This window comes from Streptomyces sp. NRRL B-24572 (genome assembly GCF_002156145.1).
GTDB classification, from domain to species: domain Bacteria; phylum Actinomycetota; class Actinomycetes; order Streptomycetales; family Streptomycetaceae; genus Streptomyces; species Streptomyces vietnamensis.
This window is the reverse complement of sequence record NZ_MWIG01000157.1, coordinates 1-25,749: the sequence shown is the minus strand read 5'-3', so window position 1 is coordinate 25,749 and position 25,749 is coordinate 1. Positions and strand designations below refer to the sequence as shown.

Sequence of the window (25,749 nt, the reverse complement as noted above, 5' to 3'; positions counted from 1 at the left end):
TGGAGCGGGCCCGCTCCAAGGCCATCCAGCTCGCCATGGACATGAACATCCCCGAGGCTCAGGCGAAGGCCCTCGCGGACCAGATGGGTCTGGTGCCCGAGACCATCACCACGCTGATGACCACCAAGGGCATCCCTGAGTCCACCGCGCAGATCCTCGGGCTGCGCTCGAAGCTCGAAAGCCTGGGCGCCGGCAAGTCGATCACGGTCAGTGCGCCGACTGCGGAGGCCCGTAAGCAGCTCGAACTTCTCGGGTTCTCCGTGCAGAACATGCCTGGCGGGAAGAGCGTACGGATCACCGCTCCGACGAAGGGCGCCCGTGCCGATATCGGGGCGCTGGCCACGGACATCGCGAACGCGCCGAACAGGAAGAACGTCACGGTCAGCGCCATCATCACGAAGGCGACCGGCGACCTCACCGCGATCCGGAACAAGGTCGCGGAACTGCCGCCGGGCAAGAAGCTGGTGATGGAGGCACCGACCGCCACTGCGCAGCAGATGGTCAAGGACCTGGGGTTCAAGGTCAAGGAACTCAGGGGCAAAAAGGTCGAGATCAGCGCTCCGACGGGGTCGGCGGTCTCGAACGTCGAGGCCATCCAGCGGAAGATCAACAGCCTGACCGGCAAGACCGTGAACGTCACCGTGAAGTATTCGACGTTGGGCCAGCCGTACGTCTCCGAGCACGCGGACGGCGGGATCGTGAAGTACGCCAACGGCGGCATCCGCCTGGTCGGTAACCGCATCAAGGCGTTCGCGGGCGGCAGCGAGCGGCACGTCGCCCAGATCGCCCGCGCGGGCGAGATGCGGTTGTGGGCGGAGCCGGAGACCTACCCCGGCGAGGCGTACATCCCCCTGGCGCCGTCGAAGCGAAAGCGCTCGGAAGAGATCTTGGGCACGGTGGCCGGGTACTTCGGCGGCACGGTGGTCTACCCCGGTCGGGACGCCCAGCAGTTCGCGGACGGCGCGGTGCGGCTCCACCAGTCCACCCGGCCAGCTCCCGCCGCTCGGGCCACGCCCTCTGCCGGCCCGGCACCTGCGCTCGTCGGAGGAGACCTGAACCTGACCATGACGAACGGGACCACCACTCCGGGAGAGGTGCTGAACGACGCGCTCTTCGAGCTGCGCCGGATCAGGCGAGGAGGTGCGTATGCCTCCGGCTGAGGGCGAGTGGATCCTGTCGTACGGAGGGAACGGGATCATGCCGGGCGCGACGCTCACGTTCGGCTCGTTCCGTTCGGGGTACTACCTGCTGGACGAGGTCGACATCACCTACGGCGACATCGACGCCGGGGACGTGCCGATGCCGCGACAGGACGGCATCCGCTTCGGTCTCGACTACCGGCCCGGCGCCACCCTGACGTTCGAGATCGGTGTCGACGCCGTAGACCGGGCCAGCAGCCGCCTGGGCCGCCACGGCGCCGTGCTCGATCGTGTCTCCCTGCTCGCACAGGCATGGGACGCCGAGGCCGTACGCTCCCGCTTCGCGACTCCGGCCGTGCTCTCGACGACGCAGGGCGGGCGGGCGCGCAGGTTCTTCGGCAGGCCCCGGAAGTTCGCCCCGGCGGCCTCCCGACTGACCCGGCAGGGCTACACCCCGGTCGTCGCGAGCTTCGTGTCCGTGGACGGGATCGCGTACGACGACGTCGAGCAGGTCGCCCGAGTTGACCTCAACCCCGCGCCGCACCGCGGCTTGGCCGGCCCGCTCACGACACCGCTCACGATGACGGGGACAGCGTCGAGTCGTACCCCGGGCGAGATCGTGTTGGGCGGCAACCGTCCGACCTGGCCGGTGATCACGATCCGGGGGCCGATCAGCCAGCCCGTGGTCGAGGTCATCGGCCGATGGAAGCTCGGGCTGGACCTGGCCCTCGGGGTCGGCGAGTACGTCGTCATCGATCCTCGCCCGTGGGCGCGCACGGCTCTGCGCAACGGGGGCGCCTCGGTCGCCGGGGCGATCACCCGGGGTTCGCCGCTCATGCCGCAGATGCGGCTGCCCCCAGGGCGTCTGGACATCGTGCTGCGCGGCTCCGACGCCACCGGGACCGCGCACATGACTGTCGCGTGGCGCGACGCCTTCTCGTACATGTAGGCGGCGCAGCGAGCCCGCGACACAAGGGGGCCGCCGCGAACACCGTCTGCCCCTGAACGTACGCAACATGATTAGGGAGGTAGACGGTGGCGTGGGATTCCGTGCCGTGGTTCACCGAGGGCGGCGCCGAGCACTCCAGCGAGGTGGCGAGGCTGCTGGCCTACGCCGCTTTCGCCGGCGGGGAGGGCATCGTCGGTTCAGGTGACCTTCAGGTCCGGGCACTCTCGTCGCCCGCGGCTGCGGTGAACGTGTACCCGGGGGCATGCGCGATCCTGAACAGGGCGCCGGGCGGCCGGTATCAGGCGTACGCGGCCCGTCTCCCGAGCGCGGACCAGGTGCCGGTGGCCGCGACCGGTGCAGCCAAGCGCTCCGATCTGGTGGTGGCCCGGGTCGAGAACCCGTATTCGGCCGGGGAGACGTGGGCGCTGCCCGGAGACCCGAAGGTCGGCCCGTACATCTACACCCGGATCGTCTCGAACGTGCCGGCGACGACCACAAGCGTCCGGCAGGTCCGGCCCAACGACTCGTCGATCACCCTCGCTCGCATCGACATCCCCGCGAACGCATCCTCCATTACCCAGGCGATGATCAAGGACCTGCGCGAGATGGTGGCTCCCCGTGCTCGGCGACGTCTCTACACGTCCTCGCCGAGCGGAGACCAGAACTGGGCAGGCAACAGCAAGGGGCAGTGGGTCGCGTGGCCGCCGGCCGCCCGCTGGACGGTCGAGGTGCCGCCCTGGGCGACGAAAGCCCGGATCATGCTCACGGTCGCCGGGGTGCAGGTGATGCGCGGCGGCGTGTGGGGCTCGTCGGCGTGGAAGCTCGGCACGCTCCAGGGCGAGTCGGTCACGCTCGATACCGGCGCCGGAGACGGCTCCCAGCGCATCCACCTGATCTCGGCGGACACCATCTCCATCCCCTCGTCCATGCGGGGGACGGTCCAGACCCTGTCCGGGATGATCTCGCTCGACGACGACAACGCTGGCGTCTTGCAGGCCGACGTCGCCACGACCTGTGTACTCGACGTCGACTGGGCGGAGGACCCGACCGAGGACGAAACCTGATGGCCTGGCGATACATCGCGCAGCGCGCACTGCCGGAGGCGATCCTCGACTGGGACGTGCCCCTCAGCCTGTCCTCGAACCCGAAGCGGGAACTGTCTGGTCCAGGCTCACTCACCGGAACCATCGAGCCGGAATACGCCCGCATGCGAGGCGCGGACGGGCAGCCGATCCTCCAGGAATGGGCGACGAAGCTCTATCTCGAAGTCGACGGACACATCCGCTGGGGCGGCATCGTCACCAAGACGAACTACGAAGGCTCGAAGGCCACCATCCAGGCCGAAGGACTGTCCTGCTACCCGCACGGCATCCCGTACGAGAGCTACATGATCTCCGGGCAGCTCATCACCCCAAAAGACCCTTTTGCCGGGAAAGATAAAAATCATGACGGTTGGGTCGATGGCAAAAAGGGAATCCAACGCGTCCCTCCGCCACCAAAGCCCTACGGCGGGCCGCGAATTGATGCATTCGACGCCTTCCGGAACATCTGGGCTCACGTCCAAAGCCGCCCGTACGGGAACATCGGACTCACGATCGACCAGCACGACCACGGCGAGAAACTTGGTGCCGCAGACGGAAGTTCACCGTGGGAGCTGGCCTGGTGGGACACCCCTGACTGCGGCTCCACGCTCGACACCCTCGCCCGCACCATTCCCTTCGACTGGCGCGAGGACCATGCCTGGGCCACCTCGGACGGCAACCAGATCTCGCACCGACTGCGCCTCGGCCGGCCCCGCCTCGGCGGAAAGCGGCTCGACCTGCGATTCGCCGGCGACGAGAACATAGTCGCCATCGCCCGGCCGGAAGGCATGGGAGAGGACTACGCCAACGAAGTTGTGGTCCTGGGCCGCGGCGAGGGCCGCAAGATGGCCCGCGCGCAGATCACGCGGTTCGACGGACGGCTCCGCCGAGTCGCCACCGTCACCGACAAGACACTCGCCTCCTCAGCCGCGCTGCGTAGGCGGGGTGAACTGGAACTGGCCGGGCGGACGAAGGCTCTTCAGATACCGTCCATCCAGATCGTGGACCACCCCAACGCAAAGTTCGGCTCCTGGCAGCTCGGCGACGACATCCGCGTGCAGGTCCACGTCCCCTGGGTCGGGGATCTCGACGTCTGGCACCGGATCATCGCCGACGAGATCAGCGCCGACGGCACCGTCACCATGACCTTGCGCCGCTCCGACTCCTTCCACTACTGACCATGGCTCCCTAGCCGCGTGGAGTCCGGCACCCACCCAGCATCAAAGCCGGAGTAGCAACTTCCCAGCGGGCTCGACAGTTAGTCGTCCTCACCAAACCCGTCGCGGATGTTCTCGTATCCGCAGGAGGGGCACTTGATGTACGCGTACGAATTGCCGCCGCTCTCATAAGGCAGGTAGCTGTCCCCGCCGGAGAGCGACGACTGGCAGGCCCCACAGCTACCGCTGCTCTTGCCACGGCTCCGAGGGTCAACCAGCACGCCGCCTTCATCGAAGTAGACACCCCACCCATAGCAATCGTCGTTGCGGCACTCGTAACGCCCCTCCCCCCACTCCGGGTCGGCCTGCAACAGCTTCCCGCAGTCAGGGCAGGGGCGTTCGGGGCTGCCGCCATTGGCGCCGACCAACTTGTCGAAGATTCCCATGGTGTTACCTCTCCCCTGAGCACGGTGGCAAAAGCCCGCCCAAAGCCACGGCAGACGGTGCCAATCTAAACCGCTGCGCAGGCCGCTGAAGCCATGAGAGCTGTCGCTCAAGGTCGGCGCGACGCTAACAGGGCCGCGTGTGCAGGGTCCGCCGCATGGTCAAGATCCTCGATCCCGGGCCCGGCGGAGACCTGGCGCGTCTCCTTGCCTCGTACGACGAGCGGCTCCGGGCGCTGGAGCGGACATCGCAGGCGGCGTACTCCTCCATCGAGGGCGGCTCGATGGACATCTACGACGAGAACGGCGACCTCAAGGGCTCCGTTGGTGTGCAGCCGGACGGCGGCGTCGCCCTGGTCGCAGTGAACACCCCTCCGCCGCCGACCCCGACGCCCCCGGCGGTGGAGCCGGTCCTCGCCGGACTCATCGTCGGCTGGGACGGCCAGTGGGACGACTCCTACACCACCCCGACGGACTTCTCGCTCGTCCAGGTCCACATCGGGCCGTCGCCTGACTTCCTCCCGGAACTGGGCACCCACGTCGCGACGATCACGGCGCCGCTCGGCGGCACCGTCACCATCGCAGTCGACGGCTACACCGCTGTGTGGGTGCGGCTGGTGGCAACGAATACGGCGACGACCACAGGCCCGGCATCAGCGGCCGTGCAGGGAACCCCGCGACAGGCCGTCGAGCAGGACCTGATCGACGGCATCGTCACCGAGACGAAGCTGGCGCGGGACGCGGTCACCGAGACGAAGATCGCGCTGGGCGCAGTCGGGACCGCTGCTCTGGCGGCCGGCGCCGTTCTGGAGGACAAGCTCGCCAAGGCCGCCGTCACCCTGGACAAGATCGCCCAGGGTGCGGTGACGACAACTGCGCTCGCCACCGACGCGGTCACGGCAGGGAAGATCGCTGCGGACGCGATCGGGGCCCGGGAGATCCAGGCGGGCTCCGTGACCACCGCCGAGCTCGCGGCCGGATCGGTGACCACGGACAAGCTGACCGTCGCAGGCGGCCTCAACCAGCTTTCCGATCCCTCTTTCGAGGGCGCCTACACGGGGCTGCTCGTCGCCTCGCAGACCTACTGGTCCCAGGTCACCGGCGGCAACGGCTCCTCGTACGCCCTCAAGCTCGACTGCGCCTCGGCCACCGCGGTTTCTCGCAACCTGCGCCTGACCACCGTCCCGGTACTCGCTGGCGACCAGCTCTACCTCGGCGTCGATTACAACGTTTCCAGCGACTGGGTCGGTCGCGACGTGAGGTTCTTCGCCCGCTGGTACGACGGTGCAGGCACCCACCTGTCCACCAGCGCCCTCACTCAGGTCCCCTCCGGGCGGGCGTCCTGGGAACGCGTGACAGGAACGGTGTCCGCTGCTGTCGGCGCTGTGCAGGCGCAGCTGTATGTCGAGGGCAATCAGTGCACCGTCGGGGCGATCCTCTTCGACAACGCGGTCGTCCGGCCGCTCGTCCCCGGGGTGCAGATCGCGGACGGCGCGATCACCGCGCCGAAGATCCTCGCTGGCGCTGTCACCACGAGCGCACTGAACGCGCTCGCAGTGACAGCCGAGAAGATCGCCGCGCTCGCGATCACCACCGACAAGCTCGCCGCGCTCGCGGTAACCGCCGACAAGCTCGCCGCGAACTCCGTGACCGCCACGAAAATCCTCGCCGGGACGATCGACGCCACCCACATCAAGGTCGGGTCGCTCACCGCCGACCGGCTCGCGCTCGGCACCGACGGCAACGTCATTGCCGACGGCTCATTCGAGGGAGCAATCACCGACCAGCGGGTTGCCGCCGCTACCAACTGGTCGATCACCACCGGTAACAACACCCCCCGTGCCGTCCAGGTCGACGCCACCAACGCGGTTGCCGCAACCCGGGCGCTCACGCTCGCCGACCTGCCCGCCGTTCCCGGCCAGAAGATGTGGCTCGGCACCGACTACCTCGCCTCTGCCGACTGGGTCGGGTCCAGGATCAGCATCTACGCCGAGTGGCTCGGTGCCGACGGCTCGTCCATCGGCACAAGCGTCGTGACCACGGGTGACGGTGCAGCCATACGCGGCACGTGGCAGCGCATCACCGGAGTACCCGCAGAGCCCGCGCCCACGAACACGACACGGGTCCGCATACGCATCGCGTGCGTCGCGGGAACTGCGGGCGCTGTCGCCTTCGACAACACTGCCGCCCGCGTCGTGGTCTCCAGCGGAGCGGCTGGAGCGCGCGCGGAAATTTCCCCGCAGGGTCTTCAGCTCTTCGACGACGCCGGCGACGAGGCCATCGCCCTCATGACTGGTCGCCCCAACTACCTGTCCCTGTCGAACGGCGGTGTCGCCGTGGCCACGATCGACGAGACCGGGAACGCCGGATTCGGCGATCTCGCGGTGGCCGGGAAGCTCACGATCGGCGGCGACCCGATCGAGGACCACCTGACTCTCGGTGCCCGAGGACTGGTCGCCCTCGACTACCAGGCCATGGCCGTTTCAGCCAGTACCACGGACTACGGCTTCGTTGAGCTGGCGTTCGAGGCCGAAGGCCCGCGCATGTACCGAGTCGTGCTCGACTGCTACGCCGACCCGAGCGTGGCCGGCGGTGAAGTCGTCCTCACCTTGCGGGACGGCGGCGCCAGCACGCCGACGATCTCCTCGCCCCAGATCCAGTCCGCCGTCTATCCGGTTGCGGGTGCCGGGTTTCACCGGGTTCGGCTGGAGACCATCCGTTCCGGCTGGGCCTTCGGCGTCGGGCTGCATCGCCTCCTCACCACCTTCCGCGTCCAGGGCGGCCCGGCCGGTCAGACCGTGCGGCTGCTCGGCGGCACCACTCTCCCCGGGGTGTTCTACATCGAGGACGTCGGGCCCTACCTGCCGGAAACCGGCCAGTACAACACGGGAGGCGGCACGGCGACGCCACCGCTGAAGCAGTACACCAAGACCTATCCGGCGACCTGGTCAGGGTCTTACGCCAACCGCAGCTCGTACAACAGCTACTACGGCAACAAGGCCATGCAGGGCTACTACAGCGCCACCAACGGCATGCAGTCGAGCCTGATCGGCTTCTCCTCCACGCTCGCCACGGATCTCGCCGGCACCACCATCAACAAAGCGGAGATTTACCTCTATTTCGATCATTGGTACAGCAATGCGGGTGGCAAGGCTGTCATCAAGGCCCACAAGCACGCCAGCCGTCCGTCGACGTTCTCCTGCGACTCCGAGGCCATGACCGTCTCCTGGGGAAAGAACGTAGGCAAATGGGTGGATATAACCGCCGTGTTCGACAGCACCAGCTGGCGAGGGATCGCCCTCGACCCCAACAACTCCAGCACCACGTACTACGGCCGCGCCCGCGGCTACGGCGAGACCTACCCGCCGCAGCTGCGGGTCACCTACACCAAGTGAGGAACCCGATGCCTGTCTGCTCGCTCATCGATGAGCACAACCTTCTCGTCCGTAACGCCACCTTCGCCGCCCGGGTGCGTACCGCTTTCACCCGTGTCGCGCGTGATGTCCTGGCCGAGGACCCCGCCACGGCTGGGTACCCGCTGCGCGTCTCCCTCGCCCGCAGCGTCCTCAACCCCAGTGACTTCACCAGCCCCGGCCTCGCTCCCGCCATCGCCGCCGACCCGGTCGTCTCCGCCACGGCAGCCGCCGGCCACGATCCCGCCGCCCCAGACAGCGCCCAGGCCGCCGTCAGCGACGAGCAGATCCTCACCGCCGTCCGCGATGCCTGGAACTCCACGGCCGGGATCACCCCGGCATGACACATCAGGACGAGACGCAAGTCGACGCAGGGTGCACCGTACGTCCTGCGGGGAGCCGCGGGCCCGTTCCAGGCCCCGGCTCCCGCGCACCCACACTCGATCGATAGCCCAGGGAGTGCCAGTGGCAGGGCTCGTGTCGGCAGCACCCCTGCTCGCCCCCCTCTTCGGAATGATCGGCGTCCTCGGAGGCGCCTGGCTCGCCTATCGGCAGACCAAACGGAAGAACGACAGCGACGCGACCACCAGCGCGGTCAAGACCGTGACGGACGGGTTCACCAGCCTGCTGGAGCAGCAGAGGGCCGTCGCCACCCAGACCCTGGACCGGATGGCCTCGCTGGAGGCGAAGTATTCCGACCTTGAACGCCGTGTCGAGGACCTACAGGAGGAGCAGCGCCAGTGGCGCCGGTGGAAGGCGAGCGCGATCGAGTACATCCATGACCTGCGTGGTCTCGTACGAACTGCGCTGGGCCGCACGGCCCCGGAGCCGCCTGCGGAGATCGCGGCGGACGTCGAGCAGCGCGAGTCCGCCCGCCCCTGAGAACAAGACGCAACCGCGCCCCGTCGTGCACTCTCACGCCCTTCCATCCCCCTCGGAAAGGGCACACACCATGTCGCTCGTCGACTCCCTCACCACCGGCGCCCAGGTCGGCGCCCTCCTGCCGCTGCTGACCGCCATCGTGCAGCGGCCCGCCTGGTCGCCCCAGGCCAAGAAGATCGTCGCCGTCGTCCTCGCGCTCGTCGCGGGCATCGTGACGGTCGCGGCATCGGGTGGCTGGCAGCAGTTCCAGCACGGCTCGCTCACCTTCGCCACGATCATCGCCGTCCTCACCATGTCGCAGAGTACGTACGACCTGCTGTGGAAGCCGAGCCGTATCGCTCCGGTGATCGAGCGCGCCACGACTCCCGCCAGGGCGGACGCCTCCTAGCTAGGACTTGTCCGGCCGATCATGCGAGAAGCCAGAGAGCGAGTGCTGCGCCCCTTTGCACAGGCGGGCGGCCTGGCTGTCAATCTTCTCCGGGATCGTGTGCCCGACGCCCCGCCGCCGCAGGTACTCGCGGCAGGGCCTGTTGCTGGCGTGGCGCCTTTCACTCCGTGGGCCGTCTCCCTTCATGGGTTCAGACGGCCTACGGCTGGGTGACTGCTACTTCTCGACGGCGATGTCGGCGAAGGTGATCATGAAGGCGTCGGGGTCATCGTCCTCGTCCAGGTGGTAGCTGGAGCTGGCCCAGGCGTCGACCAGACGGATGCGGCGGGACGTGGGGTCGGCGGGGTCACCGGCGATGAGGATGACGTCCTGGTGGGTGTCGGTGTTCTCGACGTCCTCGACCCATGTGGTGGTGGCCTGGTGGCGGCTGTCGCCGCGGGCGAGGACCACGTCGCCCCACAGCGGGACCGGGGCCTTGGCGTCAGTGGCGGCGAAGGCGTCGATGTCGAGTTCGGTGCCGGCGAGGGTGAGCTGGGTGACGGAGTCGAGTGCCTCGGTCTGATTGTCGCCGAGGTCGAGGTGGTAGGTGGTCATGTCGGAGATCTCCAGAGGTGGTGCGGACGGGGTCAGTACAGCTCGGGAGAGGTCCGGACGGGCATCCTGACCTTGAGGACGGTGCCGTCGTCGAGGAAGAAGATGACGCGGGCTTTGTCGCCCGGCGTGATCAGGTGCGTCGGCTTCTCGAACATGATGTGGTACTGGCCCGGCACGAAGGCGAACTGCCCCTTCGCGGGCAGGGTGACCTTGTCCAGGCTGACCATCTTCGCGCTCTCGCTGTCGACGACCGTCTGGTAGATCGTGATCTTCTGATAGTCGGGGCTGCTGATCTTGGTGATGTCGTAGGGCTTGTCGGCGGTGTTGTCGAACGTGACGTAACCCGCGGCCGGCAGGGCGTTCGGCAGCCAGCGGACCCATACGGACTTGGCTGCCGGAGTGACACTGGTGTTGATCTTCAAAGGCATGCGGCGCTCTCCTATGTTCAGGGCCGGTCCCCGGCCCCTCACCCCAACAACAGTGCGCAGTCGAGGGGCTGCGCAAGGTGATCGGGGGAAGTTCACCCGATCCGGCAGTGCAGCAGCAACCCACCCGCACATGACCAGCCGGACAACCGCGAATCCTGGCTCAAAGCCGTCACGCGGTGCCGGCTTCGTCGAGGCCGCCCTCGTGCGCCAGGCGCTGGAGATCATCTGTCAACGGCTCGCCTGTCAGTAGCCGGTTGAAGCCGTCCATCGCGGACCAGACAAATGCGAAGGAGATTCATGGGGACCGCTCGGCCAGGCCCTCCGTATCGGCGGACGCGTCGAAGTGTCCGTGGAGGGCCGTGCTGTTCTTGTCGGAATCGTCGAACAGGAACCGGGCGCCCGTCACCGACGGGTGGGCGAGCTACGTCTCCGTCTCCAGTAGGCCAGGAGTCCCGGTGCGCCAGCCATGCCCTCAAGCTGACGCCACCGTTTGCAGCCCCGCCGAGTCTCAGCCGTCGGCACCTTGATCGCCCAAACAGGGCCTGGTAGGTCGACGGGCGCGGGCCCCGCGGGGGCCGGCGGGTACCATTCGCTTTCAGGTGGCCGCCTCGCCGCCGATCTCACTGCGTTGAGGACTGCCTGTCGGTTCCTGGGAATGCCTTTGTACTCCCGGGTCGGGCCGATGGGGCCAACAGTCCGAGACCACGGCGCGCCGCGCAGGCGTGCAGGGCCGGGGAGCGGCTGCTCCTGCGATGAACCGGCACACGGAGTGGGGTTGGTTGCGAGGCGGCCACCGGCACTATGCCCGAGTCGTGTCTCGGGGCCGCCGCGACCAGGAGGAAACGTAGGGATGGCCGAGCAGCCGCCTGCCGAGCAGGTATCGGCACAGGCCGAGCGTCTGGCGAAGATGGCCCACCAGGCGTTCTACGACGCCTGGGTGGCCTTCGTCCGAGGTAAGACGGATCGCCGGGTCCCCCGCGAGGTCCAGGCCGCGGCCTTCTGCGCTCCTCCCGTGGTCAGCCGCACCCTGCTCACCGCGAATCGCGCGGCCCGCGAGTTCAAGGTGCTCCTGCCGCGGGGGGAGGAAGAGTCGAAGCGCGAGTACCAGGCCCGTATCAACACCTTCCGCGATCAGCTCAGGGCTGCGCGTCGGCCCGTGGAGTCCGCCGTCGAGGACCTGGCACTCGACGAGGCCGAGTTCCTGGCCCAGCTCGACGACGAGGCGTTCGCCGAGGAGTGGACCCAGTTCGTGCTGGAGAGCGCCGGTCGCGGCCCGCGCGCCGGCCGCGACCTCGTACAAGGTCTCGCCTTCCGCAACCCGGAGGTCGCCCCACGCACCTTCGCTCTCGCCGAGCGCATGATGGGCAACCCGCGCGCCTTCCTGCCAAAGGTGGAAGGCGAGTCGCGCAAGGCCCAGGAAGCGCGGGTGTCGCAACTGTGCTCCCGGCTCGAAGCCGAGTTGCGTTTCCTGCGGTACTCGCTGGACTACGCGGAGGCGCGCTGGGGCCGGTTGCCCTCGGCTCCGAACCACCGGCTTCAGGCGATGCGGTTGCTCGCCGAGAACCACCCGGAGGAGTTCTCTCGGTTGCTCCACGCCGTCCGCGCCGACTCGCATCAGGCGCGCAAGGAGGCGCGCGAGCAGCGCCGCTTCGAGCGCCGCCACGCGCAACCGACTGCCTGATCCACCACGCGTATACCGGAGGGGCGCGCCCGCAACGAGGCGCGCCCCTTCCGCGTGCGCGCCCGCTTCGGGAGGCGCAACCGTCTGGGGCGCCCTCGTGTGGAGCGGAGCGCAACGCGCGCGTTCCCGCAGGTCAGGGGGTTGCGCGCAACTGGTTGCTCCGAGGGTGGGCGGCTCCGTCGTGGCGTGCAGTTGTTGAGATCAGGTGAAGGGGCGCATCGGCGCGCCTCCGTCACCGGCAAGGTTGAGCGCACTCGCCCGCGCTCGAACGATCGGAATCGCTCGGGTGCGTGCTGGCCGACTCGTCGGGACCGGCTGCCTTGTCCTAGTTGCGCTTCGGACGGGTGGGGTGCGCTGCGGTGCGCAGCGAGGCAGGCGCTCCGGCGCGCCACGGTGAGCAACCGTGCCCCGGGGTGCGCGGGCAGGGAACGGCTGAGGCGCGCGCCTGCGCGATCTGGGGATCACGAGGTGCGCGCCTCGGGTTCGGCAGGCGCTCGCGGGCGCGCCGAAGTGTCGCGCGTCAGTTCAGTCGGTGGCGGCCAGGTCGGCGTGCAGGGGCGCGAAGAGTTGCGCGATCTTCAGCTCTGGGGTGCCTGCACGGCGGTACGCGTCGGCAATGTCGTGGTGCCCGTCGGTCTCCAGAAGGTCGGCGACTTGGTGCCGGTTCCGGGCAACGTAGTTGCGCAACCTCGTCATCGTCACGGTGCCCTCGGTCGCGAGGGAGGCGAGGTGGTCCTCGCGGGTGATCCCGAGGGTGCGCGCCTGGATCTCCGCCTCGGTGAGCAGGACGGTCATGACGCGGTCGACCTTGCTGGCCTGCACGGGGCTAGGGACACGGTGGGGCAGGTCCTGCGGTTCCTCAGCCTCGCTGACCTCATCGACGGGTTCGGGCCCCGGCTCCGGCTGCTGCGGGTCCGGGGGCGGCGGTACCGAGTCGTCCGGCTCGGGTTCGCCGGCCGTGGTGGACGAGCCCTGCTCGGGCCCGCCCGGGGTCTGCTCGGTGTCATCGGGCTCGGGGGTGGTGCCCGTGACCTGCTGGCGTGCTTCGGCCTGAGCCTGCTCGGCCTTCGTCTTCAGGTGCTCAAGGGACCGGTCTATGAGGTCGTCGGCGCTCATGGTTCCCCACGCCGTCTGCGTCGAGACCGCCCCAAGGACGAGGCGGCCGTGCCGCTCGCGGAGCGCGCGCAGCTCCGCCTCCGGGTTGTCCGGGTGCATGAGCGCCCGCCGGATCATCTCGGCTGCCTGCGCGCTGGTCAGCGTAGGGGCCTGCTGCGGGGCAGGCGGTCCGAGCAGGGGTTCGCCCAAGGTGGCGTCGGGGCGCAGCTCGGAGACGGACCGGGAGTCGGCCGCGTCCTGGAGCCCGAGGCGGCGCAGCAGGGCGTCCACCGTGAAGTCCGCGAACCGCTGGGTCTCGCCGGGCCGGATGTCCATGTGGAGGCTGCGGACTCCGGTGAGCCACGCGTCGCCGATGGCGTGCAGGTCCACGATCGCGTCGACGGTGGCGGGGAGGTTGCGCTCCGCCTTGATCTTGCGGGTGGTGTTCCGGGTGGGCTTGTCGTTCTCGAAGGCGGTGACGATCTCGGTGCGGGCGAGCAGGAGGCAGGGGCCCTGGTGGCGGCGGATCTGCCACAGCACCTCGCCCCAGCGGTCCTTGGCTCGGTTCCACAGGTCGGAGTCGATGACGACGGGGTCGTCGAGGGTGGGGATGCGGGAGCGGTTGCGTTCGGCCTTGCGAATGGCCCTGTTGCGGGCGTACCTCGCGACCTCGTCGCTGAGCATGTCCCACAGGGCGGTCATGGTGTCGATGACCAGGAGGTTGGGCTTGCCATCGGTCCGGGGCTGGTGGTTGACCCATCGGATGGCGTCGAGGATGTCCTGGTAGGAGCCGTCGTGCTCAACGATCTCGTAGTCGGCTCCGGGGACGCGGCCGTAGTAGTCGGCCGTGCCTTCCGTGCCGCCGATCTCGATCCAGAAGGAGCGGCCGACGAGGTCTGAGCCGGTGCCGCGTGCGGCCTCGAAGCTCTTCCCGGTCTTCTCCAGCCCGGTCAGCAGGACGAGCGGCGGGTTAGGCATGCCGGTCGGTCGGCGGCTCCTGCGGGTGCGCTGCGGCGTGGTGATTCCAGCCATGGTGGTGCCTTTCGGGTCGGTATCCGGGCTGCTCTCCCGGATGTTGCGACGGGCATGCCCCTAAGATCGCGGCGTGACGTCTGCTGTACTAATTTTACCTGGGGTGATCGCCCTTCTTCAAGGCGGGCGGAGGGCCAGGTGCAGCTCCGCGAGGCACCGCCGCCCGCCCGTCGGCCCACCGTGGCCGCTCATGACGGCGGCGGGCGCCCCGAAGAGGGTGCGCCCGCCGCGTCGTACGTCGTTCTCGGCGAAGGTCAGGGGGACGGCTCCGTGACCTTGGCCAGCTCGTCTATGTTGACGCCCCCGCCCTGCTCCTTCAACTTCTCCGCCCTGTAGCGGGCTTCGAAGCGGGGCCCGACGTTCTTCCGCCCGTTCTGCGGGGTGTGACCCAGACGGCGTCCGAGCTGCGACGGGTTGAGGTCTCCGAACCGTCCGAAGCGGGACTCCTCGTTCTTGTCCCGGGCGTCCTTCCAGATCGCATACAGCTGCTCTTCAGTGAGCGTGGCGTCGCTGTCGTCGTCCTGCTCGTCTTCCTCGTTGGGGCCGCTCTCGTCGTCCTCCTTGGAGGTGTCGCCCTCCTCCTCGGTCTCGGGTACGACTGGCTCGGCGGTCTCGGCGGCGTCCTCGCCGACCGCGGGGGCGGGCGGGGCGGTGGCCGCCTCTTCCTGGACGACGCAGGTGCCGTCAGGGTCCACCCAGTCCGACCCGGCTCCGTGAGCGCGGACGAACCCGGAGATGTGCAGACCGAAGCTGCCGCCGAGGGGGACCATCGCGGCCACCGCGGATCCAATCCCGTAGACCCAGGCACGGTTCTCGTTGAGCACCTGGGGTGCCTGGCCACTGCCGAACCATGTGGCGAGTGCGGCCATGGCGTGGCCGACGTTGGCCGCGATCGAGATGGTGAGCAGGAATCCGAAGATCAGCCAGAGCGACCAGTAGTAGCCGGTCTCGTTGCCGTCGGCGTCACGGCGCCGGATGGTCGTGACCGCGCCTGCGTTGAAGGCGAGGAGGGTTTCGAGGGAGACGGCCATCGCGCCGGCTGCGATCGTGGGAAAGCCTACGAGCGTTCCGGCCCAGTGGAGCTGGTAGAGGCTGGCGATCATCATGCCGAATCCGGCGCCTGCGGCGCCGAGGCGCAACCGCTTGTGCCAGTCGCGAAGTTCACGTTCTCCTTGGGTGACGGCACGCGCAGCAGGCAGCTTGGACATGGGTGTTCCTTCGCTTCGGGTCGGCCCGAGATGCCTATGCTCGTCGGCTCTCGGTTGCCCAAACCCTATAGCGTCACCCCCTACTGCGCTCCAGGTATGCCTCTGTCACGTACTAGAGGCGCCCGGGTCGTTCACCAGTCGAGGGCCTGCCGGGGCTGACGCCGGTCCTTGCCGACGACCTTCATCAGGTAGGCACGGTCCTCGATCCGGGAGACCAGCCGCTCACCGAGGATGGCCTTGATCGCGTCGCGGCGCAGGTTGGTGGAGTACGCCGTGGGCTTGCCGGCGGCGATCCGGGAGCCGACCAGGTTGGTGGTCTCCCGGCGTACGAAGTCGGTCTGGACTCCGTCCATCTCGCCACACAGCTCGTCGAGGATGAGCAGGTCGGGCTCTTCGACGAACCGCCTGCGGACCGCGTACTTACTCAGGTCGTTCGGTCCGCCGTCGGGGCGGCGCCATGCCAGGTAGGTGGAGTGCTGCACCATCCGCACGAACAGGCCCTGCTCGCTGGCCTCGTTGCCGAGTGCGAGGATGCCGGTGGTCTTCCCCGAGCCGACGTTGCCCGCGACGACGAGGTTCATGGTGCTGGGCCGGGCGCGGGTCTTCTTGGCTGTGATCAGGCTGTCGAGCCAGCTCTTCAGCAGCATGGGCCCCTGGTTCTCGTCGAGGTCTGCGAGGCGCCACTTCAGGTAGTCGTCGTGGTCGGCGGCCAGGACACTGTTGCGCCAGGCCAGGGCTCGTGCGTGTGCCTGCGGGACGGCGACGTCCTCCCACAGCCCAGCGCCATCGTCATGCTCCGGGGTGTTCACTCCGAGCTGGGAGAGGTCGGCGCCGCCGCGCTTGAGGGCGGCGAGCATGCGGTCGCTGACGATGTTCCCCAGAGGCATCGGCTCCTGTCCGACGTGGAACCGCTCGATGGTCATGGTGCTCACTGCGGGCTTCTCTCGTTAGGCGGGGACGACGCTGAAGACGGGTTCGTCGAAGACGGGGGCGGTCGGCGGGTCGTCGCTGCCGATGGGGCCCCAGGTGGCAGCGTCGTTGTAGAGCGCGGGCCGCCCGCCATACCGGGCTGGCATCGGGGCGTTGTTGCGCTCGTCGCTCAGCGCCCGCTGGAAGTGAGGAGCGTTCGGCCAGTGCACTCCCGTGCGCTGGAACGCCTTGGCCACCTGCTGCTGCTCGTATCCGGCTTCGAGGGCCTGCTTGCTGAGCTGGACCAGGCCGAAGTACCAGCCGGACTTCTTGGGTCCTGCGTACGGGCCGAGGTGCTTGGTGGCGTGGTCGTAGTACCAGGAGGCGACTTCCTGAGCCGGGGTCTTCGTCTTCGGCTCGGAGGACTCGCCGTCCGCGGAGTCCTCGTCCGGCTTCTTCTTGGTGGCGCGCGGCGCGGCGGGCCTGCGCTTCTTCTGCTCGGCGGCTGCGCGGGCAGCCGGGGGAAGAGGCCGCTTCACCTCCGTGGCCGGGGTCTCTTCGGTGTCGGCCTCCGGCTCAGGAGCAGACGTCTGCTCTCCGCCAGCCGGGACGTCGTCGGTGCCCGGCGCCGTGCCGGCCGTGATCCCGTCCGGCCCGTAGGTGTCGTCGGGGTAGCGCACCTGCCACGAGCCGTCCTGCTGCTCGACGACGGGGATCGTCAGGTCCTCGCCGAAGATCTCGTAGTCGCGGGCCCACTGGTCCATGGGGTACTCGCTGATCGCCGCGCCCATGACGGTCTTGCCGTCGCGGAAGCGGCGCCGTTCCAGGCGGTAGTAGCCGTACTTGGCGAGCTGATGGAGCGACTTGCGGATGGCGTCGCGGCCTTCGCGCCCTTCACCTCGGGAGAGCTGTTCGCTGCGCACCTGCCAGCTCTCGTGCTGGTCCAGGCAGTACGTCAGGATGCCGAGGGAGCGGTAGCTGAGGTTGGTGTCGCGGACGGTCTCGGACTCGACCTCGACGTGGTACTTGCGGCGGGGGCTGCGCCGGAGGGCGCTGCGGTCGATCACGCTGCCACCCCATTCGCCTGGTCCATGGTGCGGAAGTGGGTGTGCCAGGTCTTGCGGCCGTGGGAACCCATCTCGTAGACACGGCGGGACTCGGCCATCCTGGCCTTCCGCAGGTCCGACAGGGGCTTGCGCGCCTGGTGGTTGGTCAAGGCGCAGGCGTCGGCGGCATCCTGGACGGTGACCCACCGTCCACCGCCTTTGAGCACGAGGAAGCAGTAGAGGCGGAACGCGCGGTCAGATATGCCCTCGCCGAGGGCAGGGGTGATGTGGGCGTGGCTGGACAAGGAGATGGTCCTCTGGAGCGGGGCCCGGCCGCCGGAAGCACGGCCGGGCTGCTGGCGCTGGCGGTCGGCTACTGCTGCTCGGAGGCGGGGAGCATGGGCACCCCGTTCAGCAGGCCGCTGAGCTGGCCGCTGGCGTACGCCGCCTCCAGCGCCTCCTGGCCGCCGTCCTTCCACGTGGTGCTGATCGACCCGGTGGGCTGACCACCGGGGATGTAGCGGACACCCGGAATGACCTCTCCTGTGATCTTGTCGACCACGTTGCCGGTCGCCTTGTCGTAGGCCGCGCGCTTGAGCATGGCGTCCCGGAAGGCGGGACGGACCTGGATGATCGCCTCGGCTTCGCCGCAGTCATCGGCGTAGGCGGTGAACTTCTCCTCGTCCCCCACCTCGTACTTGCCCCTGGAGACGGAGACGGTGTGCGTGGCGACCGGAACTCCGCCGATCCGCACGTCGATGGACTTGATGCCGCTGTCGGGGTCTTCGTAGGCGGCGAGGAGCGGGGCCTTGACGGCGTCCGCCTTCGCATCGATCTGAGGCACGACGCGGCTCTTGAAGAGCTTGGCGAAGGCTGAAAGCAGGGCGGCATCCCCGAGGGACAGGGAGGTCTCCGTCGTCTGGCCAGCGTCGTTCGACATGGCAGTCCTTTCTCACCCCAGGTACGCCCAGGGCTTCTTCGGGTCGGTTCCCGGGCGGGGTGCTGAGGCGTCGCCACTACGTACGTGCGGGGGCGGAAATCCGTTACACCTAGGCCCAGATAGCCGGGTCGCTCTCCCAGCCAGAAAAATAGTACAGCACACGTCATGGGATGACTACCGCGCTCCAGCGACTGGCGTCTCGGCGCGGCCCATCCATGACGCCATTGACGTACAAACAGGGTGTGCATACGTTTCTGCTATGGCCGATGAACTGATCACCGCACAGGACTGTGCCGAACGCTGGAACGTCAGCGAGTCGTACGCTCGCCGCCTCCTCGCACCTCTTACCCCCGTCGACCGTGACCTGGCTACGGGCGCGATGCAGTACCGACTGGCGGACGCGGAAGCTGCTCGCGCCGACCGACCGGGACGCGGCCAGCGCGCGGACCTGACCGCCGCCCCATTGAGCCGCGAGGACGTGCAGCGGCTCACCACCGACGAGTCGCTTCCCGCCGCGCACCGAGCCCTCTGGGCGCTGATGCAGTCCGGCATGCGCCTCGGTGACGCTCTGAGCCTTGACGCCCGCGATGTCCTCGCCGACGAGGGCGTGGCAGTCGTCGAGACGCCCGTGAAGGGCAAGCCCAGACCCAAGGCCGTGCCCCTCAGCCCTGATGTCCTTGACCTAGTCCAGCAGGCGATCGGCGGTCGTTCCGAGGGGCCGCTCCTGGTCAACGAAGAGGGCAGGCCCCTGAGCCGTTACCTGGCCAGTCGATTCGCCCAAGCCACGGCCGGAACCTCCATCCACGCGTTCAAGCCCCTGGCGCACTCCATCGATTCCGACCGGACGTACGTCCTGGCGAAGGACCTGAAGCAGGGCGACACCGTCCACCTGGACGGCATGACCGGCGTCGTGGACAAGCCGCCCGTGCTCATCACGGACCCTTCGGGCTCCACGAAGGTGTCCTTCGTCTTCCAAGGCACCGTTGACTCCGTGACGTGGGACGGCGACCTCTGGGTGGCCGTCGCCAACCGAGGTGAGACCGCCGACGACTGAGCCGTCGCCAGCCGCGCCCCGCTTCGCCTCCCGATCCCACCCCACGACGTAAGCGTCCGCGGTCTTCTACCTTCCGCCCGGCTCACCCGCTCGCAGTGACGTCGCCGCAGGCGGGCAGGCCCCGGCACTGTCCGATCCGGAACAAGGGCGGTGCCGGTCCGGCGGCGGACACGGCCCGGCCATGACGGCATGCCCTGCTTGCGAGGCAGGACGCCGCGGTTGAAGTCCGCGGGCTCGCAGACCGCGCCCGCCGCCGGCATCACCCCCGCTGCCGGAAGGACCCCGATGGCCGTGCCCGCCCCCCGCTACACCACCTACATCCCCCTCACCGACCTGGCCCCGAGTCCCGGCAACCCCAAGAAGCACGAGATCGAGCGGATCATCGAATCGATCCAGACTCACGGCTTCCTCGACCAGCCGATCGTCGACGAGCGCACCGGCCTGGCCATCGGCGGCCACGGCCGCCGGGAGTCCCTGCACGAGATGCAGCACCGGGGCATGCCGACACCCGACGGCATCCTCGTCGACGACGACGGCGGCTGGCTGGTGCCTGTCCAGCGCGGCTGGGCCTCTCGCAGCGACACCGAGGCCAAGGCCGTGATCATCAAGCTCAACCGCATCACCCAGGACGGCGGCTGGGAGCCCCGCGCGCTCGCCGCATTCTTCGAGGACATCGTCACCGCCGAGCCGGACCTCTACGACTCCCTCGCCATCCCCGACGAGGAGCTGGAGACCCTGCTGCGCCAGGTCGACCCCGAGACCCTGCCCGGCGCCATCCACGACAGCGATGCCCAGACCCCCACGCTCCACCTGCCCGACGACGGCTATGGCACGGGAACCGAACTCAGCCCTGACGACGAGGGACGGCCCCGGGTTACCACCTGCCCGGCCTGCGGTCACCACTTCACCCCCGGCCGCAAGGGCGCCTGAGTATGTCGAACCGCCGCAAGCCGCGCCGTCCTGGGGCCGGCAGGCCCACCCTCCTGTCCGCCGAAGTCGAAAGCCGAATCCTGGCCGCCTCCCGGTCCGGCATCGCGGTCGAACTCGCAGCCGAGGCCGCCGGCATCAGCGCCGCCACGTACTGGAGATGGATGGCCCGAGGCCGCGCCGAAGCCGCCGCCCGCGACGAGGGCCAGAAGCCCAACCGCGACGAGGACCCCTACGTCGAGCTGTTCGAGCGGGTGCGCACCGCCCGCGCGATGGCCGCCGCTCGCGCCATGGCCAACATCAGAAGGGTCGCCGACGGCGGGATCGTCACCAAGACCACCACCCGTAAGTACCGGGACGTCGAGACCGGACAGATCGTCGAAGAGGTCACCGAGGACCGCACCGCCCCCGACTGGCGCGCGGACGCGTGGTACCTGGAGCGCCAACACCGTCACCACTACGGCAAGGACGCAGCCCTGGCCGTCGAGATCACCGGCCTCGCCGACTCCGAGCCCTCGCCGGAGGAACACGTGGACCTCGGCGCCCTCGCCGAACGGCTGAACAAGACGCTCTTCGCCGTCGAGTACCCCGACCGGCCCGCGCTGGAAGACGGCACCGTCGTCGACGCCGAGGTGATCGACGGATGATCCACTGCTCCTCCAGCGGCAGGACGCGACACTAGGCCCGCTCTGCCCTCACGGTGCTCCCTCCCTGACCCCAGCCTCTGGAGGGCACCACCATGAAGATCGTCACCCGCGCCGAGTGGGGCGCCAAGCCCTGGGCCGGGACGCCCAACACCGTCCCGCTCAGCTCCCGCACCGAGTTCTTCATCCACTACGACGGCGGCACCCCGATCTCGCGTACCGGCTTCGCGATCATGCGCGCCATCGAGGCCGAGCACCGCGCCAACGGCTGGTCCGGCGTGGGCTATCACTTCGTCGTCGACCAGGCGGGCACGATCTACGAGGGCCGCGGATGGAGCCTCCAGGGCGCTCACTGCCCCGACCACAACGTGACCGGGATCGGCGTCCAGATCGCCATCGGCGGCAGCCAGGAGCCCAGCGCGAAGGCCCTGGCCGCCGCCCGCGCCCTGTACGAGGAGGCGTGCCGTAAGACAGGCCGGACCCTGGCGAAGAAGGGCCACAAGGACGGCTTCGCCACGGCATGCCCCGGACCGGCGCTCTACTCCTGGGTCCGCGCCGGGATGCCGGCCGGGGACTACAAGCCCGCCCCTTCGCCCGGTGGGGACACCGACACGAGCAGCGGCTCGATCGCCCGCTACCAGACCACCATCAACGGACTCGTCTACGGCTACGGCGCCCGTGGAGCCCACATCACCCGGACCGGCGAAGCTCTCGTCAAGCGCGGCTTCGGCAAGCGGTACACCGCCGGCCCCGGCCCGACCTGGACCGACGTCGATACCCTCAACTACCGCGACTACCAGCTGTCCATCGGCCTCAAGGGCAAGGCAGCAGACGGCATCCCGGGGCCGGATTCCCTCAAGAAGCTCCTCGGCTCCCTCCCGTCCGCTGCCAAGCCCATGCCGCCCTTCCCCGGCACCTCCTACTTCGGGCCCGGAAAGAACAACGCGCACATCACCATGCTCGGCAAGCAGCTCGTCGCCCGCGGCTTCGGCAGGCACTACACCTCCGGGCCCGGCTCGAAGTGGTCCGAGGCCGACCGCAAGAACCTTCGCGACTTCCAGCTCTCGCGCCCGGACCTGCGCGGCGACGCCGACGGCCTCCCGGGCCCGAAGACCTGGCGCGCACTCTTCTCCTGACCCCACATCTCTCGCGGCCCGCCCATCGGGCCACCCCTCTCCATCCGAAAGGCCTTCCGTGGCAGGCGAGACCGTCATCACCGTCCTCGGCAACCTCGTCGACGACCCCGAGCTGCGCTTCACCCCCTCCGGCGCAGCCGTCGCCAAGTTCCGCGTCGCATCGACCCCGCGCACCTTCGACCGCCAGAGCAACGAGTGGAAGGACGGCGAACCCCTCTTCCTGACCTGCTCGGTCTGGAGGCAGGCCGCCGAAAGCGTCGCAGAATCGCTGACCAAGGGCACGCGCGTCATCGTCCAGGGCCGCCTCCGCCAGCGGTCCTACGAAGACCGGGAAGGCGTTCGGCGCACGGTCTTCGAGCTCGATGTCGAGGAGGTCGGCCCCAGCCTGCGCAACGCCACCGCGGCCGTCTCGAAGACCACGGCGACGCGCACAACGGCTCCGGCAATCGGCCGCGCCATGGCGGACGATCAGTGGGCCGGAACACCTCCGTTCTGACCCACCGCAGAAGGGCCCCTCAGGACATCGTCCTGAGGGGCCCTTCTCTACCCAGCTTGTGCAACCCAGGCCCGAGGAAGCCCCAGAAGACCCCCTCCCTCGAACTCGTCGAGTTCGAGCGGGTCGGCCTCGTCACCGCCCCTCTTCCCCTCCCCGCCGCTGGAGTTCGGCTCCGAGGTTGGGGCCGGGTACGGCGCCGGGTCCAGGTCCGGTGACGGCGTCACGTCGGACACGGGCTCCGAAGGAGTCGGCTCCGAAATGGGCTCTAGGTCCGGAGTCAGGGTCGCGGCCGGTTCGGGGGCCGGGGTGACCGTCGACTCCGGCGTCGGGGTCGGCTCGGACGCGGGCGTCGACTCCGGGGCCGGCTCGGACGTCGGGGTCGAGTCCGCCTCGGGCGTCGGCTCCGGGTCCTGCGTCGTGGTCGGCTCCGGCTCAGGCGTGGGTTCCGGGTCCGGCTCGGGCGTCAGCTCTGTCTCTGGCTCGACGACTGACACGCTGACGATATTGGTCTCGGTCTCGTCGCTGGGCGACGACGCTTCAAGCCCTGCGGCGAGGGCCACGATGTCGTCGATCCCAGACGGCTCAGGCGAGGGGACGCCAACGTCCAACCCCAGCACAGCTCGGACGGCGAGCAAGGTCGGCATGGTCACCCCGGCCTGCTCGGGCCTGAACACGATCTCGCTCAAATCCTCCGATGCAAGTCCCAGAGTGCCGAGCGTGAGCGCGGCAAGACGCGGTGGCAGAGGTACCCCATGCCCGCCCATCTCGGTGAGGGCGGCAGGACGCTTCTGCGGTGCCGACCGCAGTTCGCTCATGTACTCAGCGAGGCGTTCCTCGTCCGTTCCCCACAAGACGTAGCGACCCCAGCGCTTCATGTGGGGATACATCGCCTGAGAGCCGTCCTGCTGAACCCACGTCGCGGCGTAGTCGACGTCTTCAAAGATCCTCAAGCCCAGGCGTTCGGACCCGTACGAGAAGGTGAAGACGACGGAGTCGGGGCCAGTAGCAGCAGTGGTGGCCATGACCATGCCGTCAGAGTCAGTGCACTCCGCTTCGAGGCTGTCGATCGCGTGGCATGCGATCTTCCCGGCCTTCGAGAAGTCCAGGAAGTCGCCGGCCTCGAAGGGCTCCGGCGCCTTGTACTCGTCATCCGCCGCTGTTGCCGGCATCTGGTCCTGCGCGCTGGCAGCGCTCTGCGTCCCGTTCATCGCGGTCGCATACCCGACAGCCCACGTTCCGGCGAAGGCCGGGATGAGGGCAGCGGCTATCGCCCAGTTCCTGCCCCTCTTGCGCTGAGCAGGCACGAACGGAGTCGGGGGCTCAGGCGGCAGTGGGGGCAGGTCGACCAGCGGCGTGGGAGGCTCGACGGCAGGGGCCAGCAGCTCGTCGAAGTCCCTGAAGCTCACATGCTCGCGCACCAGGCGCTCGACTTGTTCAAGCGGCATGTCCGGCATGGACTTGCGGATCTGCCGGACTGCCGAGTAGAAGCTCTGCGGCTTCAAGAACAGGTGCCGTTCCCCGTCCACGTTGACCACGCCCACATCGGTGAGGGCCATCGCGTCTGGGTCGTGTTCGTCCGGGTCGAGAATGTGGATCTTGATCGGGTAGTCCGAGGTCACCGCTGTTGCCGGTCCCGCTCGTTGTTGAGTATCCGCTCGATCACTTCCCGGCTCCTCTCGGCGCGCTCAGGCGTGATCGGCTCGATATCGCTGAGAAGGAGTCGCCCGCCGTCGGACAGCTCGACCTCGTGCTGGTGGATCTCCGGCTCGTCGAGACCGTCGTTCGTGCCAGCGTCCTCTCGTACCGCCTGGGGGTTCAGCGCTCGCTCGAACTCGCGGAGCGCCGCCTCTCTCGTAGCCCGGGCGCGAGCGGGATCCCGACGGTAGCCGGGCCGCAGCGCACCTACGGCAGCGAGCAGGCGGCGGGTCTCCTCGTCGTGAGGGACAGGCCCGCCTTCCAGTGCCCGCTCCAGGCGCTCGCTCTGGTCACCGCGTCGCAACATGCGACCTCGCCTCTCGTTCCACGCGGGTCTCGACGACCCTGTCCTTGCCCACGGCCGCCGTCAGCAGCTCTTCAATCAGCTCCGCCGAGGACTCGCTCGGCGGCATCACCTCAGCGAGTTTCCGCAGCGCCCGCAGAGTCAGGGTACGGACTGCTCCGTCCGTCTTCCCCATGATCTCCGCGGTGCGCGCCGGGCTCTCGCCGTCGAAGAACCGCAGGATGAGGACCTGCCGCTGGTCGGGACGCAGCTTGCACAACTGCGCCTCGACCGCACGGGCCAGCTCCCGGTTCTCTGCCAGCTCCTCGGTGGTCTGCCCTGCCCGGGGCCGGTCAAGCTCCAGGTGATTGGCGCACAGGGACTCAGGAGGGCGTCGCTGGACGGCCCGCAGATGGTCGAGGGCCGTGTTCCTCGTGATCGTCTTCAGCCAGCCCATGAAGTTCGAGCCAGCCCGGTACTTACTGATGTTCTGGGCGACCTTCAGCCAGACCTCCTGGCTCAGGTCTTCCGCAACGTGCCCGTCCCAGACGAGGCGCAAAACCCAGCGGTACACAGTCTCCTGGAGTTCATCGTGCAGGGCAGCGAAGGCATCGATGGCGCCTTCACCGCCCTCTGCGGCACGCGTGACCAGGTCTTCCAAGGTCTCCACGACGTGGCATCCCCCCATGAGCAACAGCAACGTAGCCGCCGTCCGGCCTCGCTCGGTTCACATTCGGAGGTGGTCATTCCGGTACGGCGCCGGGGAAGCATATCCGCACACCTACGACCCGCTTCGTACGAGATGCCCACATCGGCGGCGAAGCCGACGTGATATACGGTCCTACCGACGCCGGGAGAGCAACCCGGCGACACCGACCCGAAGCGAAAGGCCGATCAGGCATGCCCGCGATCACCACCGACCACGTCCTGATGCTGCTCCCGTTCGAGGAGTGGATCTCGCTCCGCGCGGCAGCCCGGGCTACTGGGCTCGACGAGAGCGCCGCCAACCGCATCGTGCGAGCAGGCCGGCGACGGGGCGTCCTGCGCACCCGCGGGAAGGGCACCGCCCAGCAGGTCCGGCGGATCCACACCGCCCCCCGCCGCCGCGCCGCCCGCCAGTAGGCCTTC

Annotated in this window: 25 protein-coding genes and 2 pseudogenes; 15 read left to right on the top strand and 12 right to left on the bottom strand. The window is 68.8% G+C overall.

Annotated features, from left to right (window positions below; all coding sequences use genetic code 11):
- From CCN56_RS43055 to CCN56_RS10240, 4 genes and pseudogenes are all read left to right on the top strand, one after another.
- Positions 1-1,160 (top strand): annotated as a pseudogene (locus tag CCN56_RS43055) (hypothetical protein); the annotation flags it as partial.
- Positions 1,147-2,088: a hypothetical protein gene (locus tag CCN56_RS10250; RefSeq protein ID WP_086825725.1), complete on the top strand. Its 942-nt coding sequence runs from the start codon at positions 1,147-1,149 to the stop codon at positions 2,086-2,088. The pseudogene CCN56_RS43055 and the gene CCN56_RS10250, both read left to right, overlap by 14 nt.
- Before the next feature lie 86 nt (positions 2,089-2,174).
- A complete protein-coding gene (locus CCN56_RS10245; RefSeq protein ID WP_086825723.1) occupies positions 2,175-3,152 on the top strand; it encodes a hypothetical protein in 978 nt (325 codons plus the stop codon).
- The gene (locus tag CCN56_RS10240; RefSeq protein ID WP_086825721.1) at positions 3,152-4,348 is read left to right on the top strand and encodes a hypothetical protein; all 1,197 of its coding nucleotides are present in this window, start codon (positions 3,152-3,154) and stop codon (positions 4,346-4,348) included. Before CCN56_RS10245 ends, CCN56_RS10240 begins: the two co-directional genes overlap by 1 nt.
- An 80-nt stretch (positions 4,349-4,428) precedes the next feature.
- On the opposite strand, the gene CCN56_RS10235 is transcribed toward CCN56_RS10240, so the two are convergent.
- A complete protein-coding gene (locus tag CCN56_RS10235) occupies positions 4,429-4,773 on the bottom strand; it encodes a hypothetical protein (RefSeq protein WP_086825720.1) in 345 nt (114 codons plus the stop codon).
- Positions 4,774-5,054: 281 nt separating this feature from the next.
- On the opposite strand from CCN56_RS10235, the gene CCN56_RS43050 reads away from it, so the two are divergent.
- From CCN56_RS43050 to CCN56_RS10215, 4 genes are all read left to right on the top strand, one after another.
- Positions 5,055-8,165, top strand: a complete 3,111-nt coding sequence (locus CCN56_RS43050; protein ID WP_179199781.1) for a hypothetical protein — start codon at positions 5,055-5,057, stop codon at positions 8,163-8,165.
- A gap of 8 nt (positions 8,166-8,173) precedes the next feature.
- Complete coding sequence (locus CCN56_RS10225; protein WP_086825716.1) at positions 8,174-8,527, top strand: hypothetical protein; 354 nt, start codon at positions 8,174-8,176, stop codon at positions 8,525-8,527.
- Positions 8,528-8,648: 121 nt separating this feature from the next.
- Positions 8,649-9,065, top strand: a complete 417-nt coding sequence (locus CCN56_RS10220) for a hypothetical protein (protein WP_143664491.1) — start codon at positions 8,649-8,651, stop codon at positions 9,063-9,065.
- A 70-nt stretch (positions 9,066-9,135) separates the two neighbouring features.
- Positions 9,136-9,453: a hypothetical protein gene (locus tag CCN56_RS10215; RefSeq protein WP_086825712.1), complete on the top strand. Its 318-nt coding sequence runs from the start codon at positions 9,136-9,138 to the stop codon at positions 9,451-9,453.
- 216 nt (positions 9,454-9,669) lie between these two features.
- On the opposite strand, the gene CCN56_RS10210 is transcribed toward CCN56_RS10215, so the two are convergent.
- Together CCN56_RS10210 and CCN56_RS43045 are read right to left on the bottom strand one after the other, a co-directional pair.
- On the bottom strand, positions 9,670-10,047 hold the full coding sequence (locus CCN56_RS10210) for a hypothetical protein (RefSeq protein ID WP_086825710.1): 378 nt from the start codon (positions 10,045-10,047) through the stop codon (positions 9,670-9,672).
- Positions 10,048-10,079: 32 nt separating this feature from the next.
- On the bottom strand, positions 10,080-10,475 hold the full coding sequence (locus CCN56_RS43045; RefSeq protein ID WP_179199780.1) for a copper chaperone PCu(A)C: 396 nt from the start codon (positions 10,473-10,475) through the stop codon (positions 10,080-10,082).
- An 850-nt stretch (positions 10,476-11,325) separates the two neighbouring features.
- On the opposite strand from CCN56_RS43045, the gene CCN56_RS10200 reads away from it, so the two are divergent.
- Positions 11,326-12,156, top strand: coding sequence for a hypothetical protein (locus CCN56_RS10200; protein ID WP_086825706.1), 831 nt, complete (start codon positions 11,326-11,328; stop codon positions 12,154-12,156).
- 525 nt (positions 12,157-12,681) lie between these two features.
- On the opposite strand, the gene CCN56_RS10195 is transcribed toward CCN56_RS10200, so the two are convergent.
- The 6 genes from CCN56_RS10195 to CCN56_RS10170 all read right to left on the bottom strand — a co-directional run bounded on the left by CCN56_RS10195 (position 12,682) and on the right by CCN56_RS10170 (position 18,386).
- A complete protein-coding gene (locus tag CCN56_RS10195) occupies positions 12,682-14,283 on the bottom strand; it encodes a hypothetical protein (protein ID WP_143664490.1) in 1,602 nt (533 codons plus the stop codon).
- Positions 14,284-14,537: 254 nt separating this feature from the next.
- Positions 14,538-15,491 (bottom strand): hypothetical protein, encoded by a 954-nt coding sequence (locus CCN56_RS10190; RefSeq protein ID WP_143664489.1) that lies wholly within the window; start codon positions 15,489-15,491, stop codon positions 14,538-14,540.
- Between the two features lie 131 nt (positions 15,492-15,622).
- Entirely contained in the window at positions 15,623-16,423 is an 801-nt protein-coding gene (locus tag CCN56_RS10185; RefSeq protein ID WP_086825700.1) for a hypothetical protein, read from the bottom strand.
- 15 nt (positions 16,424-16,438) lie between these two features.
- Positions 16,439-17,467 (bottom strand): hypothetical protein, encoded by a 1,029-nt coding sequence (locus CCN56_RS10180; protein WP_086825698.1) that lies wholly within the window; start codon positions 17,465-17,467, stop codon positions 16,439-16,441.
- A complete protein-coding gene (locus CCN56_RS10175; RefSeq protein WP_086825696.1) occupies positions 17,464-17,751 on the bottom strand; it encodes a hypothetical protein in 288 nt (95 codons plus the stop codon). Before CCN56_RS10175 ends, CCN56_RS10180 begins: the two co-directional genes overlap by 4 nt.
- 68 nt (positions 17,752-17,819) lie before the next feature.
- The gene (locus CCN56_RS10170; RefSeq protein WP_086825694.1) at positions 17,820-18,386 is read right to left on the bottom strand and encodes a hypothetical protein; all 567 of its coding nucleotides are present in this window, start codon (positions 18,384-18,386) and stop codon (positions 17,820-17,822) included.
- Between the two features lie 259 nt (positions 18,387-18,645).
- Here CCN56_RS10170 and CCN56_RS10165 point away from each other — a divergent pair, with 259 nt between their 5' ends.
- The 5 genes and pseudogenes from CCN56_RS10165 to CCN56_RS10145 all read left to right on the top strand — a co-directional run.
- Positions 18,646-19,440 (top strand): tyrosine-type recombinase/integrase, encoded by a 795-nt coding sequence (locus tag CCN56_RS10165; protein WP_086825692.1) that lies wholly within the window; start codon positions 18,646-18,648, stop codon positions 19,438-19,440.
- 219 nt (positions 19,441-19,659) lie between these two features.
- Entirely contained in the window at positions 19,660-20,370 is a 711-nt protein-coding gene (locus CCN56_RS10160) for a ParB N-terminal domain-containing protein (protein ID WP_256961889.1), read from the top strand.
- Between the two features lie 2 nt (positions 20,371-20,372).
- Positions 20,373-21,014, top strand: a complete 642-nt coding sequence (locus CCN56_RS10155; protein ID WP_086825691.1) for a hypothetical protein — start codon at positions 20,373-20,375, stop codon at positions 21,012-21,014.
- A 92-nt stretch (positions 21,015-21,106) separates the two neighbouring features.
- Positions 21,107-22,147 carry a peptidoglycan-binding protein gene (locus CCN56_RS10150; protein WP_086825689.1) on the top strand — a complete coding sequence of 347 codons (1,041 nt, stop codon included), beginning with the start codon at positions 21,107-21,109 and terminating at the stop codon, positions 22,145-22,147.
- A 58-nt stretch (positions 22,148-22,205) separates the two neighbouring features.
- Positions 22,206-22,566, top strand: a pseudogene (locus tag CCN56_RS10145) (single-stranded DNA-binding protein); the annotation flags it as partial.
- Positions 22,567-22,690: 124 nt separating this feature from the next.
- Here CCN56_RS10145 and CCN56_RS42550 read toward each other — a convergent pair.
- Genes CCN56_RS42550 through CCN56_RS10130 form a run of 3 tightly spaced genes read right to left on the bottom strand, consistent with a single transcriptional unit; the run spans position 22,691 to position 25,291 of the window.
- Positions 22,691-24,262 carry a hypothetical protein gene (locus CCN56_RS42550; RefSeq protein ID WP_086825685.1) on the bottom strand — a complete coding sequence of 524 codons (1,572 nt, stop codon included), beginning with the start codon at positions 24,260-24,262 and terminating at the stop codon, positions 22,691-22,693.
- On the bottom strand, positions 24,259-24,645 hold the full coding sequence (locus CCN56_RS10135; protein ID WP_086825683.1) for a hypothetical protein: 387 nt from the start codon (positions 24,643-24,645) through the stop codon (positions 24,259-24,261). Before CCN56_RS10135 ends, CCN56_RS42550 begins: the two co-directional genes overlap by 4 nt.
- Positions 24,629-25,291 (bottom strand): RNA polymerase sigma factor, encoded by a 663-nt coding sequence (locus tag CCN56_RS10130; RefSeq protein ID WP_179199779.1) that lies wholly within the window; start codon positions 25,289-25,291, stop codon positions 24,629-24,631. Before CCN56_RS10130 ends, CCN56_RS10135 begins: the two co-directional genes overlap by 17 nt.
- 230 nt (positions 25,292-25,521) lie before the next feature.
- Between CCN56_RS10130 and CCN56_RS10125 the strand changes: the two genes are divergently transcribed.
- A complete protein-coding gene (locus tag CCN56_RS10125; protein WP_086825679.1) occupies positions 25,522-25,743 on the top strand; it encodes a hypothetical protein in 222 nt (73 codons plus the stop codon).
- Positions 25,744-25,749 lie beyond the last annotated feature (6 nt).

What these genes read in the sequence shown, in the direction of transcription:
- CCN56_RS10155 (WP_086825691.1), top strand. Translation starts at nt 20,373, where the DNA reads ATGTCGAACCGCCGCAAGCCGCGCCGTCCTGGGGCCGGCAGGCCCACC.
- CCN56_RS10240 (WP_086825721.1), top strand. Translation starts at nt 3,152, where the DNA reads ATGGCCTGGCGATACATCGCGCAGCGCGCACTGCCGGAGGCGATCCTC.
- CCN56_RS43045 (WP_179199780.1), bottom strand. Translation starts at nt 10,475, where the DNA reads ATGCCTTTGAAGATCAACACCAGTGTCACTCCGGCAGCCAAGTCCGTA.
- CCN56_RS10190 (WP_143664489.1), bottom strand. Translation starts at nt 15,491, where the DNA reads ATGTCCAAGCTGCCTGCTGCGCGTGCCGTCACCCAAGGAGAACGTGAA.
- CCN56_RS10210 (WP_086825710.1), bottom strand. Translation starts at nt 10,047, where the DNA reads ATGACCACCTACCACCTCGACCTCGGCGACAATCAGACCGAGGCACTC.
- CCN56_RS10150 (WP_086825689.1), top strand. Translation starts at nt 21,107, where the DNA reads ATGAAGATCGTCACCCGCGCCGAGTGGGGCGCCAAGCCCTGGGCCGGG.
- CCN56_RS10225 (WP_086825716.1), top strand. Translation starts at nt 8,174, where the DNA reads ATGCCTGTCTGCTCGCTCATCGATGAGCACAACCTTCTCGTCCGTAAC.
- CCN56_RS10165 (WP_086825692.1), top strand. Translation starts at nt 18,646, where the DNA reads ATGGCCGATGAACTGATCACCGCACAGGACTGTGCCGAACGCTGGAAC.
- CCN56_RS10170 (WP_086825694.1), bottom strand. Translation starts at nt 18,386, where the DNA reads ATGTCGAACGACGCTGGCCAGACGACGGAGACCTCCCTGTCCCTCGGG.
- CCN56_RS10200 (WP_086825706.1), top strand. Translation starts at nt 11,326, where the DNA reads ATGGCCGAGCAGCCGCCTGCCGAGCAGGTATCGGCACAGGCCGAGCGT.
- CCN56_RS43050 (WP_179199781.1), top strand. Translation starts at nt 5,055, where the DNA reads ATGGACATCTACGACGAGAACGGCGACCTCAAGGGCTCCGTTGGTGTG.
- CCN56_RS10125 (WP_086825679.1), top strand. Translation starts at nt 25,522, where the DNA reads ATGCCCGCGATCACCACCGACCACGTCCTGATGCTGCTCCCGTTCGAG.
- CCN56_RS10215 (WP_086825712.1), top strand. Translation starts at nt 9,136, where the DNA reads ATGTCGCTCGTCGACTCCCTCACCACCGGCGCCCAGGTCGGCGCCCTC.
- CCN56_RS10250 (WP_086825725.1), top strand. Translation starts at nt 1,147, where the DNA reads ATGCCTCCGGCTGAGGGCGAGTGGATCCTGTCGTACGGAGGGAACGGG.
- CCN56_RS10195 (WP_143664490.1), bottom strand. Translation starts at nt 14,283, where the DNA reads ATGGCTGGAATCACCACGCCGCAGCGCACCCGCAGGAGCCGCCGACCG.
- CCN56_RS10135 (WP_086825683.1), bottom strand. Translation starts at nt 24,645, where the DNA reads ATGTTGCGACGCGGTGACCAGAGCGAGCGCCTGGAGCGGGCACTGGAA.
- CCN56_RS10235 (WP_086825720.1), bottom strand. Translation starts at nt 4,773, where the DNA reads ATGGGAATCTTCGACAAGTTGGTCGGCGCCAATGGCGGCAGCCCCGAA.